This window comes from Aerococcaceae bacterium zg-252, from assembly GCA_016237705.1.
Lineage (GTDB): Bacteria > Bacillota > Bacilli > Lactobacillales > Aerococcaceae > Globicatella > Globicatella yangjingiae.
In genome coordinates, this window is record CP066204.1 from 280,469 (window position 1) to 298,220 (window position 17,752).

Genomic DNA, 17,752 nt, shown 5'->3' on the forward strand with positions numbered 1-17,752 from the left:
AACTTTGGTCGAATGAGAGAAGGTAAGGTGAAGTAAGTGGAACAACGTGTCATCTTAGAAATGAAAAATATAGTGAAATCGTTTGGTCCAGTTAAAGCGTTGAAAGGCGTAAATTTAGATTTGCGTCCAGGTGAAGTACATGCCTTAATGGGTGAGAACGGAGCCGGAAAATCAACATTAATGAAAGTATTAACTGGAATTTATAGTGCTGATGAGGGCACAATTATTTATAATGGGCAACAAGTTCGATTCTCCAAGCCAATTGAGGCGATGGATGCAGGGATTGTAATTGTACATCAAGAATTAAATATGATGAATCATCTTACAGTTGCGCAAAATATATTTATTGGTAGAGAGAAGAAAAAAGGTATTTTATTAGATGATAATGAAAGCGTTAAACAGACGCAGGAATTATTCAAATTATTGAAATTAAATATTAATCCTAATGAAAAAGCAGGGAATTTAACGGTTGGTAAACAACAAATGGTAGAAATTGCTAAAGCATTGTCGATGAATGCAAAAATCATTGTGTTTGATGAACCGACGGCAGCATTAACCGAATCTGAGATTAATGAGTTATTTGCAATTATCGCTGATTTGCGTCAAAAAGGTGTAGGAATAGTCTATATTTCACATCGTATGGATGAAATAGCTCGTATTACCGATCGTGTGACGGTCATGCGTGACGGTGAATATGTTGGTACGGTAAATACACGTGAAACGACAAAAGACGATATTATTTCAATGATGGTTGGTCGCACAATCTACGAAGATCCTAAAGAATGTTCAACCGTTCCGGAGGGTGCACCAATTGTATTAAAAGTTGAAAATTTAAATTCAGGCAATGCAGTAAAAAATGTTAGCTTTGAATTGCGAAAAGGCGAAATACTAGGCTTTTCAGGATTAATGGGTGCAGGTCGTACAGAAGTAGCTAGATTAATTTTTGGTGCGGACAAAAAAGATAGTGGTACGATTACAGTGAATGGAACGGTAGTCGATATAAAAACACCACAAGATGCGATTAAAGCAGGTATTGGGTATTTGTCAGAGGACCGCAAGCAATTTGGTTGTATTGTCGATATGACAATTGCGAATAATACTGTTATGACAAATTTAGATAAATATGTTCAAGGTGGATTAATCAATGATAAGAAAATTGTTGAAGTGAGTGATCACTTTGTTAAACAATTGCGGACAAAAACACCGTCATCCAAACAATTAATTCGTAATTTATCTGGTGGAAATCAGCAAAAAGTTGTTATTGCGAAATGGTTGGAGCAAGATAGTGATATTTTAATATTTGATGAACCTACTCGAGGAATTGATGTCGGCGCTAAAAGTGAAATCTACAAATTAATGAATGATTTAGCAGCAAGCGGTAAGTCAATCATTATGATTTCTTCTGAATTAACTGAAATTTTACGTATGAGCGATAGAATTGTGGTTATGTGTGAGGGACGTAAAACAGGTGAGCTAGATATTAGTGAAGCGACACAAGAACGTATTTTAGCATTAGCAACCGATCGGTAAGAAAAGTAGTGAATGTAATCAACGATTTTTCAACTAGATGATAGGTAGTTTGAATCAATCAGAATAATAATAGAACTATCTAAATTTTAAACCTATTTAAAACATCGTGTGACAACGAGTATTTTGAAATGAGTTACTTGAACATAATATGTAAGGGAAACGAATTATTGGGGTCAAAAGTACTAGTAATTTAAGCATTTTGTGAAGTAGTCGCCATTTCAGCTTGTTGGAGTCAGAATAAGGAGCAAGTATTATGGAAAACAATGAAAATTTGTCATTATTTAAGAAAATAGAAAAAACGATGGGATTACAAAAATTAATTGCGTTAATTGCCTTAATCGTTATTTTTAGTTTTTTTGCCGTATCAAGTGAATCATTTCGATCATTTGATACAGTTGTAAGTATTATGGATGCATCCTACTATATTGGTTTTTTAGCAATAGGTGTGACGTTTGTTATTATCACAGGTGGGATTGATTTATCATTAGGGACAGTCATGATGTGCTCGACTATTATCGGTGGAGTGTTACATACGAAAATGGGATGGCCATTATGGTTGGCTCTGTTAGCAATTTTAGTTATAGGAGGTGTATTTGGTCTATTTAATGGAATAATGGTTGCAAAATTTGGTTTACCGCCATTTATTGCAACTTTAGGAACAATGATGGTGACACGTGGTCTATCTTCAATTGTATCCAATGTGCAAAGTGTGACATTCCCATTACGCAGCTCAGATGATGGTTGGTATAAAAATATTTTTAGAACACAAAATAATTTTCCAACTGGATTAATTGTTTTAACAGTTATAGCAATTACAGCAGCAATTGTGTTAAATAAAACAAAAATTGGACGTTATATTTTTGCAATCGGAAGCAATAAAGAAGCAACACGTTTATCAGGAGTCGATGTTGTTAAGTGGGAAACAATTGCATATTTAATTAGTGGTTTATTAGCTGGTTTAGCAGGTATTGCCTATGCTGCTACTTACTCAACTATTTTACCGGGAACTGGTAATGGTTTTGAGTTAGATGCGATTGCAGGTGTTGTAGTCGGTGGGACTTCACTTTCTGGTGGGGTTGGTTCAATCTTAGGAACAGTTATCGGTGTGTTCATTATGTCTGTCTTAAAAATCGGTTTACCATACATTGATTTACAACCACATTATCAATTGTTCATCACTGGTTTCGTTGTAATTGTGGCAGTATATTCAGATATTCTTATCCGTAAAAATAAAAAATAATCAAACGAATCATGGTTATTAAAATAGAGTAAATAACTAAAATGATTTTACGACATAGAATTGTTGGAATAAGGTCATGATGAGTAGCAAATTGATAAGATTTAAAGCAATAAAAAGAACGAAAGAGGAGAATTTATTATGAAAAAATCATTTAAAGTGAAAGTATTAGCTGTCGCTTCATTGTTAACATTATCTGGTATTTCAAGTTTCATACCAAGTGTATCAGCTGAGGAATTTAAAGTAGAGGTTATTGCCAAAGGGTTCCAACACGACTTTTGGAAAGCGGTTAACAAAGGTGCTGATGAAGCTGCAAAAGAATTTGGTGCAAAAATCAACTTTGTCGGACCACAAAATGAAACAGCTATTGCAGAACAGCTAGAACAAATTAACAATGCGATTAATAAAGGACCAAGTGCGATTGCATTAGCAGCACTTGATACAGAAGCAGCAGTAGATGCTTTAAATGTAGCAAAAGATAAAGGTATTCCAATTATTGGTTTTGACTCAGGTGTACCAGGCGCTCCAGAAGGATCTATTTTTGCGACAGCTTCAACGGATAACTATGCTGCCGGTGCAAACGCTGCAGAACATATGTTGCCATTAATTCAAGAAAAAGTAGGTAAAGATAAAGTGCGTATCGGTGTAGTTTCTCAAGAAGCAAACTCACAATCAATTACACAACGTACAGCTGGTTTCATTGAAAAAATGGTAGAATTATTAGAAGGTAAAGATTTAAAAGTTGCTGTTTTAGGACATGATAAATTTAAAAATGATGTCGCTGAAAATGATGCGAATGTTGTGATTGAAGTGCGTATTCCAGCGCAAGTAGATGATGCAGCTGCAAAAACTGAAGCATCTACTGTATTAGAAAAAGCAGATACAATTGCGATTTATGGCTCAAATGAATTTGCGGCTAAAGCGATTATTAATGCCAATGAAGGTTTCTCTGAATCAAAATTAGGTGCAGATAAAATTATTGCAGTTGGTTTTGACTCAGGTGCATTACAACAAGATGCAATTCGTAGTGGTGTATTTGCAGGTTCAATCACTCAAGACCCAGTACAAATTGGTTACCAAGCAGTAAAATTAGCAGTACAAGCAGCTAAAGGTGAATCAGTATCAGATGTGGATACTGGATCTAAATGGTATGATGCATCTAATATTGATGATGAAGATATTCAAGCTGTTTTATATCAATAATTTATAAAAAATGGTGAGATGGAGGAAAAGCCAATGTCTAGCAAAAAAATTCTAGCGATTGATTTAGGTGCAAGTTCGGGAAGATTGATGCAAGCCATTTATAATGGAAAAAGCCTCCAATTATCTGAAGTTCACCGATTCAAAAATGAATCGGTGAATATTAATGATGGGTTATATTGGGATATTTTATATTTGTTTCAAGAAATTAAAGTAGGAATAAAAAAAGCAACACTAGATGAGATTCCCATTGAATCCATTTCAGTAGATACTTGGGGTGTCGATTACGGTTTTATTGACCAACATGGTGATTTACTGTATAACCCACATTGTTATCGTGATAATCGAATGGGGTGTTATGAAGAACAGTTCTATTCCATTGTGTCAAAAGAAGAATTGTTCAGTCGAACAGGTGTGCAACCGAATCTAATTAATACGATTATGCAAATTTATGCGGATTTACAAGTGAATCCATACTTACGACAAGTAGTTAAGCATGTTTTGTTTACACCTGATTTAATTAATTATTTATTATCCGATACGGTTGCAAATGAATATACGATAGCTAGTACGAGTGGTTTGCTAGATATTCATACGCAGGATTGGGCAGTGGATTTATTAAATAAATTGGAAATTCCAGTAGAATGGTTTTTACCAGTAACAAAATGTGGTAAACAATTGCGTACACTTTCGCCACGCATTACTCAAGAGCTGAAAATAGAACCATTTTCTGTCATAACTGGAGCTGGGCATGATACAGCAGCGGCAGTTTTAGCGGTGCCTTATGAAGATAAAGCACACTCAGCCTTTATTTCAAGTGGAACATGGTCATTAGTCGGTGTTGAATCAACAACGCCAGTTGTAACAAGTCAAGCTCTAGAAGCAGGTGTAACCAATGAAGGCTGCTTTACTGGTGATTATCGTATTTTGAAAAATACAACGGGTTTGTGGATTTTGCAAGAATTACGCCGTGATTGGCTATTGAAAGGCGAAGATATTTCGTTTGCCGATATGGTTGTTTTAGCTCAAAATGTTGAAGAAATTTCATGTTTTATTAATCCAAATGATGAGTGGTTCAGTACGCCAAATAATATGGAAGATAAAATTAAGCAATATTGTCAACGTTCAAATCAACCAATACCTGTGACAAAAGGCGAAATAATACGTATTGTATTAGAGAGTTTAGCGTTTAGTTACCGACAAACTGTTGAACAAATTGAATGCTTGTCGAATCGTTCAATCCAAACGATTCATATGGTTGGTGGTGGTATTCAAAATAAATTACTATGTCAATTGACTGCTAATCATACTGGACGTAAGGTGATTGCAGGACCAGTTGAAGCGAGTGCTATGGGAAATATTTTATCGCAATTATTGACATTAAATAAAATTGAAACGCTTGAGGAAATCGTTACATTAGTTAAGGCTTCTGATACTACAACTGTTTACGAACCAATAGATAATGAAACAATTGATGTAAAATATGAACAATATAAAAAGATAGTAAAAGTAGGTGAGTGACTTGTTAAAACAAATTCCAAAAATTTTGAGTCCTGAGTTGGTGAAACTCCTTATGGAAATGGGGCATGGGGATGAAATCGTTTTGTCGGATGCTAATTATCCTGCGCATCGACTAGGGCAACGTGTGGTACGTGCTGACGGACATGGGGTGCCAGAACTATTAGATGCAATATTGCAACTATTTCCATTGGATACATATAGTGATTATCAAGTGGGACTAATGCAAGTCGTACCAGGTGACAATGTTGTACCTGTTATTTGGGATACGTATAAAGAGATTATTGCTAAACATCATGAAAATGCGTCAATTAAAGAAATTGAACGCTTTGCTTTCTATGAACAATCAAAAGAAGCATATGCTGTGTTAATTACAGGTGAAACAGCACTCTATGGTAATGTTATTTTGAAAAAAGGCGTTATTTAATAATGTCACCGGCAATTTGTATCAGTGAGGAGATAATGGTGTTTTCATGAGTCAGAAAATGACAATATCATCAAAATATTGAACAGACATCATATACTATACTCCTACATTAAAAGGCGAAATAGTCAAAAATTAATAGCATGAAGAGATTGAAAATTAATCTTTTTCGTGCTAAAATCTATTTGTGAAAAAATTAACTTGATAAAGTGAGGAGAAATATAAATGGCAACATTTTATGTACCGTCAACAAACTTAATTGGCGCAGGATGTGTAAATGAAATTGGTGGATATGTAAAGGATTTAGGTTATCAAAAGGCATTGCTTGTAACGGATAAATTCATCGAAAGTAGTGACATCTTACCAAAAGTAACAGCACCATTAAAAGAAGCAAATATTGAATTTGTGATTTATAGTGATGTAGATCCTAACCCTACATGTAAAAATGTTACAGATGGATTAGCTGTATTAAAAGAAGAAGGTTGCGATTTTATTATTAGTTTAGGTGGGGGGTCACCACAAGATTGCGCAAGCTGCATCTCAGTTATGGCAACAAATAGTGGAAAACCACAAGACTATGAGGGATTACACAAATCAACTGAAAAAGGGTTGCCTGTTGTAGCGATTAATACAACTGCCGGAACATCAGCTGAAATTACGATTAACTATGTTATTACTGATGAAGAACGTAAAGTTAAAATGGTAATGGTAGATAAAAATTCATTAGCTTTAATTTCAGTTAATGACCCTGAATTAATGATTTCAAAACCAGCTGCTTTAACAGCTGCTACTGGTATGGATGCGATGACACATGCAGTGGAAGCATTAGTAACACCAGGTGCATACGGCGTAACGAAAAAATTATCAATGGGAGCGATTGAATTAATTAAAGAATTTTTACCACGTGCAGTGAAAGACGGTTCTGATATTGAAGCACGTACTGGTATGGTGGACGCAATCTTCCTAGGTGGTATGGCATTTAATAATGCAGGATTAGGATATGTTCACTCAATGGCACATCAATTGGGTGCAGTATATGATTTACCTCATGGTGTTTGCTGTGCAATGTTATTACCGATTATTGAGCGTGAAAATGCAAAACGTGTTCCAGCGGCATTCCGTGATGTTGCGAAAGCATTAGGTTTAAATCCTGAAGGCAAATCAGATGAAGAATGTGCTGCATATGCTATTTCAGAAATTGAAAAATTATCTGAAACAGTTGGTATTCCTAAAAAATTAACAGAGTTTGGTATTAAGGAAGAAGAATTTGACTTCGATTACTTATCTAAAAATGCGATGATTGATGCTTGTGCACCAGGTAATCCATTTACACCGACATTAGAAGAGACAATTGCATTTTATAAAGAATTATTCTAGTATTAAAAAACCACTCAGCATTCGAAACTGAGTGGTTTTACTAATTAAGGGCAGAGATAAAAGGGGAAAATCTTAGTGGTTTAATTGGTCTGTCATAATTTGACTACCTGACCATTCTTCAGGGTAGTATGTTGGCCAATTTTCTAATTCTTTTAATAATTCTTCATGTGATTGGTCACCAAAGTATAAGTGGAAGTGCATTACTTTAGTAGGTGCAATATTGTGGTCGCTAAATTGTACAGATTTAGGTGCAGCCTCATCGCCACTCACTTTAGTAAATAAGAAGCGAACGCCACGATTTCCTTTTTCGTATTGTAAAATTTCTTTACGTTCATATTTATATTCACCAGTTACAGATGTATCACCTGTTGTGAAAGTAATTTTTCCGTCTTTGATTGTAATATGGTCGACATCTGTTTTATAGCCATTCATATAATATTCTTTATATTCTTCAGCTGTCATCTTACCTTCTTTAGCTTTTTTCTCCATTACCATATCTAAGGTACCGTCTTCTAAGTAAGGTAAAACAGATTGCCATTCACCTTCCCAATCAGTCAATTCACGGTCTTGTACTTGATCATCTTCAAAGTAACCTTTATAAATATCTTTTTTCATGTCATACTCTTTTGTTACTTCAGGATGAGCAGCTAAAAATTCATCGGCTGCTTTTACTTGTTCTTCTGTTAATTCGCTAATTGGAACAGTATGATAATGGTCACCATGGGCAACGATGTATTTATCATCTTCTTTTTTTACTACATCATCCACGTCAAATTCGAATCCATCTTCGTGATCGTGGTCATGGTGGTGATGCTCATCGTGGTGGTCATCTTCATCATGATGTTTGTCGTGAGTGCAGTTTTCTTCTTCTTCAGCAAAAATTGTAGTGCTGAATGAATTAATGGCAGCACCTCCTAATAACATTGAGCTAAATAATGCTGCTAATATTCTTTTTTTCATATAAAAATCCCTCCAGATTATCTTTTTAGTAAAAGTTACTTTTTAATAGTAACATAGGGTGGGATGAAAGGCAAGTAAAATGTAATTGATACGATAAATTGTAAATTGCAAACATACATTACAAAGTTAATCTTTAGGTAACCATTTTTCAAGATTGGCAATAGGTACTTGGATATGTTGCGTTAATTGCTGACAAAGTTCAGCTAATATTTCAGGTTCATAAATAAACTTATCATTTACCCATTCAACGAGTATATTGAAAATACTACCGATGACACCTCGCATCAAATACCGGTCATGTAAATTTTCTAATGGTAAGCAAAATGCTTCGTTTAAATAGGCGAGAAAATGATGATTTTCTTTAGGAGATAAAAGAATTTCTGCGACGTCTTGATGCTGGTATAAAAACAAAAATAATCCTTTCCAAATGTTAAAACCATGACGTTGCATTAGTGGAGATTTATTTTCTTGGAAAAATTGTTGGAAATAATCGTCATACACATCGTGATATAAATGGGTAATCGATTGATAGTTACGATAATATGCCATGCGTGAAACACCTGCCCGTTGCGTGAGGGAAGTGACACTGATTTGTTCGACTTCATTGTCTTTGAGTAGTTGAATTAAGGCAGTTTTTAAAGATTCTTTTGTTAATTGATTGAGATCTTGATTGTTTGACATGGTGGGGGCCTCCGTTTTTGGATTGATTGTATAGTGTTTTGCCTGTTTCAAAATGGTAGAGTTTGTCACAGCAGTATGGAAACTGATTGAAAAATAAGTTACTAGATGTTACGATTGTAACATCAATAAAAGGCGATGTATAGTAAGTATAAACAAGTGTACTATGCATCTTTATTCGACTGAAACAGGAGATAAATATGAGATTACATAAATTAACGAATCAAGCAGTTAAACGGATTGAATCCGGAGAAAAGTTGTTGCGTGCAGAAGATTTTGTTTTGCAAGATGCAGCTAGAGGACAAAAAGAGGGAACAATTTTACAATTAGTGGACGAAAATAAGCGATTTGTTGCAAAAGCATTTGTTAGTCAACAAAACAAAGGCTTAGCTTGGGTCTTTACGCAACATGAAAAAATCTACTTCAATGAGGATTTTATTGATAATTGTATTGAAGATGCGATTGAATTGCGAGCGTCTTATTTTGATGATGAAGAAACAACAGCCTTTCGTATTTTTAATGGTGAGGGTGACGGTATTGGTGGTGTCACGATTGATTGGTATGCTGGTTTTGTGCAAATCAACTGGTATACACGAGCTATCTATAATGAGCGTGAATGGTTTGTTACTGTATTAAAGCATTACTTACCCGAGATTAAAGGAATTTATGAAACGAAACGCTTTACATTAGTAGAAGGTGAAGTGGCGATTGAACATACTGACGGTGAAGTGGCACCGAGTCCGATTGTGATTTTAGAAAATAATATTCGCTATGCTATTCATTTAGGCGAAGAATGGATGACAGGATTATTTTTAGATCAACGAGAAGTGCGACGTTTCATTCAACAACAATCGCAGGATATGAGTGTGTTAAATTTATTTAGTTATACCGGTGGCTTTTCGGTTGCAGCAGCAGTAGGTGGTGCAACTAAAACGGTGAGTGTTGATGTGGCAAATCGTAGCTTGGAAAAAACACAGGAGCAATTTGAATTAAATGGAATAATGACTCCGAGTGATGCTCATGAGATTCGTGTTATGGATGTTTTTGACTACATTCAATATGCTAAGCGTCATCAATTACAATTTGATTGGGTTGTTTGTGATCCACCGAGTTTTGCTAGAACGAAGCAATATCAATTTAGTGTAGAACGTGATTATCAACAATTAGCAAAAGATTTATTTGATTTGACGGCTGTTAATGGTTTTTGTGTCATAAGTACGAATCATAGTGGTTATGAGAAGCAACAGTTAATTCAAGATATGAATCATGTGATACAAGCACATCAAGGTGATTTTCAATTGATTCAAGTTGCGACTATGCCGAGTGATTTTCCAACTTCTGCTGATGAGGCGAGTCAATATTTGAAAGTGCTAATTTATTATCGTGTAAGTTAGAAGGGATTATCGATGAGTTATATTGAATTTAAAGATGTAGTGAAAGAATACCGAACTGGCGATGTAGTGACTAGAGCGAATGATGGTATTAATTTTTCGATTGAACGTGGGGAGTTTGTAGTTATTTTAGGGCCGTCTGGAGCAGGAAAATCTACTACCTTAAACATTTTAGGGGGTATGGATCAAGCGACGAGTGGTGTGGTGTCTATTGACGGTGAAAATATCGCTAACTATTCGCAAAAGCAGTTAACAACTTTTCGCCGTAATTCAGTTGGATTTGTCTTCCAAAATTACAATCTTGTGCCTAATTTAACGGCAAAAGAAAATGTGGAATTAATGATTCAAATTGCAAAGAGTGATTTGAAAGCAGAAGATGTATTGCAACATTGTGGTTTGAGTCATCGGTTGGATAATTTCCCAGCACAATTATCCGGTGGGGAACAACAAAGGGTGTCGATTGCTCGTGCGATTGCAGGAGCACCTAAGCTACTATTATGTGACGAGCCAACTGGTGCATTAGATTATGAAACAGGTAAACAGATTTTGCAGTTATTGCAAGATACATCACGACATTCGGACACGACGGTCATTGTGATTACGCATAATAGTATGATTGCTGACATGGCAGATCGTATTATTGAAATTCGTAATGGTAAAGTAAAATCAGAGCGATTGAATGCCACACCAAAAGCAGTGGCTGAAATTACATGGTAGGTGAGTGAAATGAATCGAACAGTATGGCTCGATAATCTTCGAGAGATAAAAAAATCATGGCCACGATTTCTTTCAATTTTACTCATTATGATGCTAGGTGTTGCATTTTTTGTTGGTATTCGTGCGACAAGCCCAGCTATGTTAGAAACGACAATACGGTACTTTGAACAACATCAATTGCCAGACGGTCAAATTTTATCCACTATGGGTTTAGATACGACTGATGTTGAGTTATTTGAATCGCTTGGATTAGAAGTAGAGCCATTACAAACATTAGAAACTTCATTATCTCCACTCGGTGAGCGTGTAAAAGTGTACCCTTATTTATCACAACACTCTTATTTTTATGCTGTTGACGGACGTTTACCACAATCAAAAAATGAGATTGCATTAGATGTTCGTTTTCAAAATAAAGAAATCCAAATAGGAGATTCCATAACACTGGAACAAGTAGCAGCAATGCCGAATGATGAAGATGAAACGTTAGACGGAATGCAAGCACCTTATTTATCACAATTGGAATATACTGTAGTTGGTTTTGTTGATTCACCATTGTATTTTTCTAGGTTATCACGTGGTGTGGGTAATATTAGTGGTTTTGTAGTTGTATCGAATACGGCTGTTACTGGTGATTTATATACCGGTCTATTTTTCTGGCAAAAAGATGCCCGTCATTACCGAGCGTATGAATCGGCTTATGATGAGTTACTTGCGGCAACTCAACTAACACTAGAAGAAAAGTTGACACCCCAAGCAGAATTACGTCTTGCCGATGTGAAACAAAAAATGATGACTAAAGTATCAGACGGACAAGAAGAAATTGATAATGGGTATCAGAAATTAGCTGATGCTGAAGAAAAATTGCAAAATGCCAAGAAAGAATTAGAGGCAGGACGCAAGAAATATGAGGACGGTCAGAAAAAAATAGCAGACGGTCAAAGTTCATTGGTTGTTGGGCAACAGACGTTGCAACAATCAGAGCAAGATTATCAAGCGGGACTATCGCAGTGGCAATCGCAATCAGATTTATTATCCGACAAGGAGCAAGCCTATCAGACAGGATTAGCAGCACATAAGACAGGTGAAGCGACATTTCAAACTAAAATTATGAATGCAGAGACTGAAATCGCAGCAAATCGTACTAATCTTGAAGTAGCACAGCAGCGTTTAGCTGCAACTAAGGAAACCTTAGATAATGGTTTATCACAATTATTGTCAGGAGAATCAACTTATCTTGCGTCACAAGAAACGCTAGTATCGCAATTAAAGGCTGCTATTCCTGATTTAGAGCAGCATTTGGAACAGTTAAAACAACAGGCGAAAGCAGATGAGTTAGAAACTGAACAAAAAGAATTTGTTTTATCAGAATTAACGACGACACCAGAATTAACTTTGATTTATTTGAAAGAACAAGAAAAAGCCTTAAAAGTAGGGTTGAGCCAATTAACGCAGCAAATGGAACAAGCACCAGAACAATTAACATCAGTGCAACAAGCATTGGATACTATTGGTGAGCGATTAGGAACAATTTCAGAGCAGTTGGCTGCGATTGAAGCGACTAAATTGGCACTAGATACAGAAGTGAATGAAGTAACAGAAAAGTCGCAGTCATTATCTGAAACACTGGAATCAGCTAAGACACAGCTGGCAACGGTTACGACCCAATTTGAGCAACTTAATAATGTAGCACCATTAGCGGAAGATGAATCGGAGCATCAAGCTGCGATTGCAGCGGCACAAGTAGAAGTGGATATTGCGACCCAAGCAGTTGCGGAGGCAGAAACAGCTTTTGTAGAAGTGATGTCACAACTTGAATCGTTACAACAACGACAAAATACATTGCAATCAGAGAAAGAAATATTGCGTGCTACACAGGAATCTTTAATCCAACAACAAACAGAGTTGACAACGAAACAACAACAATTGCAATATTTACTCAGTCCGGAAATGACGGAAGAAGTAAATATACGAAAAGCACAAGCAAAGTCATTATCACAGCAAATTGTGGAATTAGAGTCGGCTATTCAATCTTTATCAGAAGCTAAAATGCGGTTGGAAACTAGTCGCAGTGAACTAGCAACTGGTCAAGCTGAATACGATGCAGGAGTTATAGCGTATGAGAACGGCTTAGCTCAGTTAACTGCAGGCGAACAAGCATTAGCGACTGAAAAAGCAACGGCTCAAGCTGAATTGAATGCAGCTTTGATGCAATTAAATGATGCTCGTTTGCAATTAGATAGTGGCTGGCAACAATTACTTTCTTCAAGAGAAACATTAACTTCAGCAGAAAATCAACTACAATCTGGACGTGAAGAACTCATTAACGCAGAAAATGAACTTGAACAAGGTCAGCGTGAATTAGAGCAATCTAAACAAGAATTGGACGACGGTGAAAAAGAATATCAAGAAAATCTCAAAAAATTTGAGCGAGAGAAAAAAGATGCATTAAAAAAACTTCAAGAGTCAGAAAAGAAATTGGTTGATGCAGAAGATGAAATTAAAAAATTAGAAAAGCCGAAATATTATGTCAATTTACGTGATAATTTCGACTCGTACGAAAGTTTATATGATAATGCACAACAAATTAAGCAGATTAGCCAAGTGTTCCCACTATTTTTCTTTGCGATTGCAGCCTTAGTAACCTTTACAACGATTAAGCGAATGGTGAGTGAACAACGTAATTATATGGGAACAATGAAGCAAATGGGTTATCCTAATCGTATCATTTTAAGTAAATTTGTTTTATACGCATTACTGGCAACTTTGATTGGTATCGTAGTGGGAATTGAACTAGGGTATCGTATTTTTCCACCGGTGATAATGAATGCGTATAATAATTTATTCCATTTTGATGAACCGATGATTGTACGCTCATGGCCTTTAAATATTGGAGTTGCAATGATTGCTTTAGCTTGTGCTTTGATTCCGGCTATTTGGACACCGATACAATTATTGCGTCAACAACCAGCCCATTTATTGCAGCCTGAGGCTCCTAAAGCAGGAAAGAAAATTTTATTGGAACGTATCCCAGTCATTTGGCGACAATTGAGTTTCAATAAAAAAATGACGATTCGCAATTTACTGCGTTACAAAGGTCGTAATTTGATGACATTAATTGGGGTAGCAGGTTGTACAATGTTGATTGTAACAGGATTTGGTATTAGTGATACGATTAAAGATTTAGTATCTACTCAATTCGAACAACTCCATACTTATAATTCGTTAGTTTATTTGAATGAGGATGTCAAGAATAATGAACAAGTAGTTTCAGCATTGAAAGAAGAATATGGTGAGACGCATTTACTTAAAGCTCGCAGTGAACAGTGGCAGACGAGTAGTGCTAAGGCAGTACAAAATGTTTCGGTTATGGTACCAATGGGGGACATGACATCATTTGTGCATTTGCGTGAACGTCATCAAGCTAATCAAACACTCACGCTTGATGATTCAGGAGTTGTGATTTCTGAGCGTTTAGCAGAATATGTAGGGGTTAAAAAAGGTGAGCTACTCACATTAGTTAAAGACGGTGAAATGGTTCACTTACCAATTACTAATATTACTGAAAATTATATTGGGCATTATGTTTATTTGACACCGAAAGTCTATCAACAAGATTTTGCCCAATCAGCGACAGTGAATGCTGTGTTAGTCAATGATTTAACGAACGAACAAGTACAGACTTTAGAGGAAGAATGGAATGACGATAAGCGAGTGCTGACGATTTTGAATCTAGGTGTGGCAGCAGAAAAGGTTAATGCGACAATGGGAAGTTTAGGTGTAATCACTTTGGTACTGATTTTATCAGCAGCAGCCTTAGCATTTGTCGTTTTATACAATTTAACGAATATCAATATTTCGGAACGAATGCGTGAATTATCAACGATTAAAGTCTTAGGTTTTTATAGTCGTGAAGTTAGTATATATATTTATGATGAAATTTTGATTTTAACCTTATTAGGTTCGGCTATCGGATTAGGGTTAGGTACTTTTTTGAATCGCTATATCTTAAAAACTATTCAGATGCCAAACTTACTATTTTACCCAGAAGTTAGTTGGAAAAGTTATCTTATTTCAGCGATTATTACCTTTATTTTTGCCTCATTAGTAATGTTAGTCATGCATCAAAAATTGAAAGCTATTAACATGGTTGAAGCACTCAAAGCAGTTGAATAATAAGTGAAGCATAATCTTAATGGAGCAGTCTATTAGGATTATGTTTTTATTTTGCAAGATTTATGCATTCGTTTTTGCAATTAAAATTATTTGTTCGAGTAACCGTTATTGATGTAGATAATTTTCATTGAGTTCCTATGCTAACAATGATAAAATGAGAACGAATTGTAAAATGTTACACAAAGGAGAGTGTTATAAATGAAGAAGTGGATAATCTCAAGTTTGAGTACCTTACTTTTAGCAACAAGTAGTCTAATGACAATATCAGTAGAAGCAGCACAAGCATTACGCTTTGGTGCTATGCCAGCAACTGATTCGGTACCAGTATTATGGGCAGTTGAAAAAGGTTATTTTGAAGAAGCCGGATTAACGGTTGAAATTGTTCCGTTTACGAATGCTTTAAACCGTATTACAGCTATGCAAACAGGAAATATAGATGCAGATGTAGAGGGGCTAAATGAATTTTTAAACTTAGTTCAACAAGATGCTGAGTTTGGGAAAATTATTACGACAACGAATGATAATTTTCAGTTGGTAGCTGCTAAAGACTATCAAAAGGAAGATGATAAAGAAATTGTTGTCGGTTCATTATTAAATTCAGTGATTCATTATTTAACATTGACATACTTTGAATCGCATTCAGGTGGGTTCCGTGAAGAATATATTCCGGAAATCCCAGTTCGTATCCAGATGCTGCAACAAAAGCAAATTGATATGGCAATTTTACCAGAGCCTATCGCATCAACAGCTGCAATGCAAGGGTTAACGAAAGAACGTTTGAAATTTGATGAAAATCCTAATGCGATTATTTTTAAACAATCTTACTTAAAAGATAATGAAGCTGCAGTAGAGGCATTTTTAAAAGGGTATAATCGTGCCATTGATGATTTGCAAGATGTAGAGAATATTGAAGCAGCGAAGAAATTATTAGTTTCAAAATTTGAGTTGCCAGAAGCATTATTAGAGCACATTGATTTTCCAGAATTTGAAGCATCAGCATTACCAACTGAAGCATATATTCAACATTTACAAGATTGGTTAGCGAAAGAGTTTGACCAAACATTTGATCGCTTGTATAAGGACGTTGTTTATGAACATTAAGATTAAAGAATTAACGGTCAAACGTGACGGGCAGATTATTTTAGAGAATCTGTCCGTTGATTTTTCTGATAAACAAATCACAGCACTTGTAGGTGTTTCAGGGTCAGGGAAAACGACTTTACTTCATGCATTGGCGGGGTTGGTACCGTTGGATAGTGGTGTCATTGAACCGAAATTACAGGCACAAGATGTTGCACTAGTAATGCAAGAGCATGGGTTATTTCCATGGAAGACGGTAAAGCAAAATATCGAATTAGCACGAATTAATAAAGGTCAAAAGACACAGTGGTTGCATGAATTAGTGGCAGAATTAGGGCTTGAATCTTTATTGAATCGTTATCCACACCAATTAAGCGGTGGACAATCGCAACGTGTAGCGATTGCACGTGCTTTGTATCAAGAGGCAAAAGTGATTTTAATGGACGAGGCGACTGCGTCTTTAGATGAGGTAACGCAATTAAAATGGCAACAATTATTGAAAAAAGTACAATCACATTATCCGATGACGATTATTTATGTGACACATCGTTTACAAGAAGCTGTAGCATTAAGTCAACGCATTGTGTTGCTTTCAAAAGGTAAAATTGTCGAAGTGGTTGATGCTGATGAAACTATGACCTTAGAGCAGCGAGAAAGTTTGTTAAGAAATAAATTAATGCAACTAATGGAGGACGAGCAAGATGTCAATGAAATCTAAGTATAATCGTTTAAAAACATTATATGCAGTCATCATTGTACTGCTTGCATGGTCACTATTGAGCCTTTTACTCAATTCAATAGTATTACCGACACCGTGGGCAACATTTGAACAGTTGACGGTATTATTTATGGATAAATTATTACCCCATACTTTAATCAGTTATACACGACTAATAGTTGCTTTAGTCATTTCTAGCTTAGTGGGAGGGCTGATTGGTATTAGTTGTGGTTTATTTCCAAAAGTTGAAGTATTGGTTATTCCAATCGTTGATTTGTTTTATCCAATTCCACGTATTGCTTTTTTACCATTGTTCTTAATTTGGTTCGGATTAGGTGAGATATCGAAAGTGATTGTAATGGTGGCTGTTTCGGTGTTTTATTTCATCTTACCTGTACATCGTGCGATTAAGCAATTGCCTACTACCTACCATTTAATTGCTCAAACTTTAGATTTGAATCGTTGGCAATGGTTTTATCATGTTGTATTGCCAGCTTGTTTACCAGCCTTTTTTACGGCATTAAAATTGACGGTCGGTGCAGCAATGGCAGCCTTATTTTTTGCTGAAAATGTTGCATCTACCACGGGGCTTGCTTACTACATTATGAATGCGTGGAGTTTTGGAAATTATCCGGCAATGTATGCAGGGATTGTTCTGTTATGTGTAATGGGTGGTTTGATATTTTCCCTATTAAATTATGTAGAGCAATGTGTGACACCTTGGTTGAAACAGAAAAAGGAGTAGGTAG

At 35.8% G+C, this 17,752-nt stretch carries 14 protein-coding genes; 12 read left to right on the top strand and 2 right to left on the bottom strand.

All coding sequences use genetic code 11. The annotated features are described in order from the left end of the window. The first annotated feature begins 60 nt into the window (after positions 1 to 60). From JDW14_01425 to JDW14_01450, 6 genes are all read left to right on the top strand, one after another. The gene (locus tag JDW14_01425) at positions 61 to 1,530 is read left to right on the top strand and encodes a sugar ABC transporter ATP-binding protein (GenBank protein QQD66470.1); all 1,470 of its coding nucleotides are present in this window, start codon (positions 61 to 63) and stop codon (positions 1,528 to 1,530) included. Between the two features lie 253 nt (positions 1,531 to 1,783). Next, complete coding sequence (locus tag JDW14_01430) at positions 1,784 to 2,770, top strand: ABC transporter permease (GenBank protein QQD65809.1); 987 nt, start codon at positions 1,784 to 1,786, stop codon at positions 2,768 to 2,770. 138 nt (positions 2,771 to 2,908) lie between these two features. Then, the gene (locus tag JDW14_01435) at positions 2,909 to 3,970 is read left to right on the top strand and encodes an ABC transporter substrate-binding protein (GenBank protein QQD65810.1); all 1,062 of its coding nucleotides are present in this window, start codon (positions 2,909 to 2,911) and stop codon (positions 3,968 to 3,970) included. Positions 3,971 to 4,003: 33 nt separating this feature from the next. Continuing rightward, positions 4,004 to 5,488 carry a rhamnulokinase gene (locus tag JDW14_01440; protein ID QQD65811.1) on the top strand — a complete coding sequence of 495 codons (1,485 nt, stop codon included), beginning with the start codon at positions 4,004 to 4,006 and terminating at the stop codon, positions 5,486 to 5,488. Between the two features lies 1 nt (position 5,489). Then, entirely contained in the window at positions 5,490 to 5,912 is a 423-nt protein-coding gene (gene fucU / locus JDW14_01445; protein QQD65812.1) for an L-fucose mutarotase, read from the top strand. 222 nt (positions 5,913 to 6,134) lie between these two features. Beyond that, entirely contained in the window at positions 6,135 to 7,286 is a 1,152-nt protein-coding gene (locus JDW14_01450) for an iron-containing alcohol dehydrogenase (protein ID QQD65813.1), read from the top strand. Positions 7,287 to 7,358: 72 nt separating this feature from the next. Here the strand turns inward: JDW14_01450 and JDW14_01455 are convergent, their stop codons facing one another. Continuing rightward, positions 7,359 to 8,246 (bottom strand): pneumococcal-type histidine triad protein, encoded by an 888-nt coding sequence (locus JDW14_01455; protein QQD65814.1) that lies wholly within the window; start codon positions 8,244 to 8,246, stop codon positions 7,359 to 7,361. 126 nt (positions 8,247 to 8,372) lie between these two features. Beyond that, positions 8,373 to 8,927 carry a TetR/AcrR family transcriptional regulator gene (locus JDW14_01460; protein ID QQD65815.1) on the bottom strand — a complete coding sequence of 185 codons (555 nt, stop codon included), beginning with the start codon at positions 8,925 to 8,927 and terminating at the stop codon, positions 8,373 to 8,375. A 197-nt stretch (positions 8,928 to 9,124) separates the two neighbouring features. Between JDW14_01460 and JDW14_01465 the strand changes: the two genes are divergently transcribed. The 6 genes from JDW14_01465 to JDW14_01490 all read left to right on the top strand — a co-directional run bounded on the left by JDW14_01465 (position 9,125) and on the right by JDW14_01490 (position 17,748). Further along, complete coding sequence (locus JDW14_01465; protein QQD65816.1) at positions 9,125 to 10,318, top strand: class I SAM-dependent rRNA methyltransferase; 1,194 nt, start codon at positions 9,125 to 9,127, stop codon at positions 10,316 to 10,318. Between the two features lie 12 nt (positions 10,319 to 10,330). Then, positions 10,331 to 11,032 carry an ABC transporter ATP-binding protein gene (locus tag JDW14_01470; protein ID QQD65817.1) on the top strand — a complete coding sequence of 234 codons (702 nt, stop codon included), beginning with the start codon at positions 10,331 to 10,333 and terminating at the stop codon, positions 11,030 to 11,032. 9 nt (positions 11,033 to 11,041) lie between these two features. Beyond that, a complete protein-coding gene (locus tag JDW14_01475) occupies positions 11,042 to 15,205 on the top strand; it encodes an FtsX-like permease family protein (protein ID QQD65818.1) in 4,164 nt (1,387 codons plus the stop codon). Positions 15,206 to 15,403: 198 nt separating this feature from the next. Continuing rightward, positions 15,404 to 16,306: an ABC transporter substrate-binding protein gene (locus JDW14_01480; GenBank protein ID QQD65819.1), complete on the top strand. Its 903-nt coding sequence runs from the start codon at positions 15,404 to 15,406 to the stop codon at positions 16,304 to 16,306. Then, entirely contained in the window at positions 16,296 to 17,003 is a 708-nt protein-coding gene (locus JDW14_01485; protein ID QQD65820.1) for an ATP-binding cassette domain-containing protein, read from the top strand. The genes JDW14_01480 and JDW14_01485 overlap by 11 nt, the downstream gene beginning before the upstream one ends. Continuing rightward, positions 16,987 to 17,748, top strand: a complete 762-nt coding sequence (locus tag JDW14_01490) for an ABC transporter permease (protein ID QQD65821.1) — start codon at positions 16,987 to 16,989, stop codon at positions 17,746 to 17,748. Before JDW14_01485 ends, JDW14_01490 begins: the two co-directional genes overlap by 17 nt. Positions 17,749 to 17,752 lie beyond the last annotated feature (4 nt).

Excerpts from the sequence above, each read along its gene's own strand:
- JDW14_01425 (QQD66470.1), top strand. The coding sequence starts at position 61 with ATGAAAAATATAGTGAAATCGTTTGGTCCAGTTAAAGCGTTGAAAGGC.
- JDW14_01430 (QQD65809.1), top strand. The coding sequence starts at position 1,784 with ATGGAAAACAATGAAAATTTGTCATTATTTAAGAAAATAGAAAAAACG.
- JDW14_01435 (QQD65810.1), top strand. The coding sequence starts at position 2,909 with ATGAAAAAATCATTTAAAGTGAAAGTATTAGCTGTCGCTTCATTGTTA.
- JDW14_01440 (QQD65811.1), top strand. The coding sequence starts at position 4,004 with ATGTCTAGCAAAAAAATTCTAGCGATTGATTTAGGTGCAAGTTCGGGA.
- JDW14_01450 (QQD65813.1), top strand. The coding sequence starts at position 6,135 with ATGGCAACATTTTATGTACCGTCAACAAACTTAATTGGCGCAGGATGT.
- JDW14_01455 (QQD65814.1), bottom strand. The coding sequence starts at position 8,246 with ATGAAAAAAAGAATATTAGCAGCATTATTTAGCTCAATGTTATTAGGA.
- JDW14_01460 (QQD65815.1), bottom strand. The coding sequence starts at position 8,927 with ATGTCAAACAATCAAGATCTCAATCAATTAACAAAAGAATCTTTAAAA.
- JDW14_01465 (QQD65816.1), top strand. The coding sequence starts at position 9,125 with ATGAGATTACATAAATTAACGAATCAAGCAGTTAAACGGATTGAATCC.
- JDW14_01470 (QQD65817.1), top strand. The coding sequence starts at position 10,331 with ATGAGTTATATTGAATTTAAAGATGTAGTGAAAGAATACCGAACTGGC.
- JDW14_01475 (QQD65818.1), top strand. The coding sequence starts at position 11,042 with ATGAATCGAACAGTATGGCTCGATAATCTTCGAGAGATAAAAAAATCA.
- JDW14_01480 (QQD65819.1), top strand. The coding sequence starts at position 15,404 with ATGAAGAAGTGGATAATCTCAAGTTTGAGTACCTTACTTTTAGCAACA.
- JDW14_01485 (QQD65820.1), top strand. The coding sequence starts at position 16,296 with ATGAACATTAAGATTAAAGAATTAACGGTCAAACGTGACGGGCAGATT.
- JDW14_01490 (QQD65821.1), top strand. The coding sequence starts at position 16,987 with ATGTCAATGAAATCTAAGTATAATCGTTTAAAAACATTATATGCAGTC.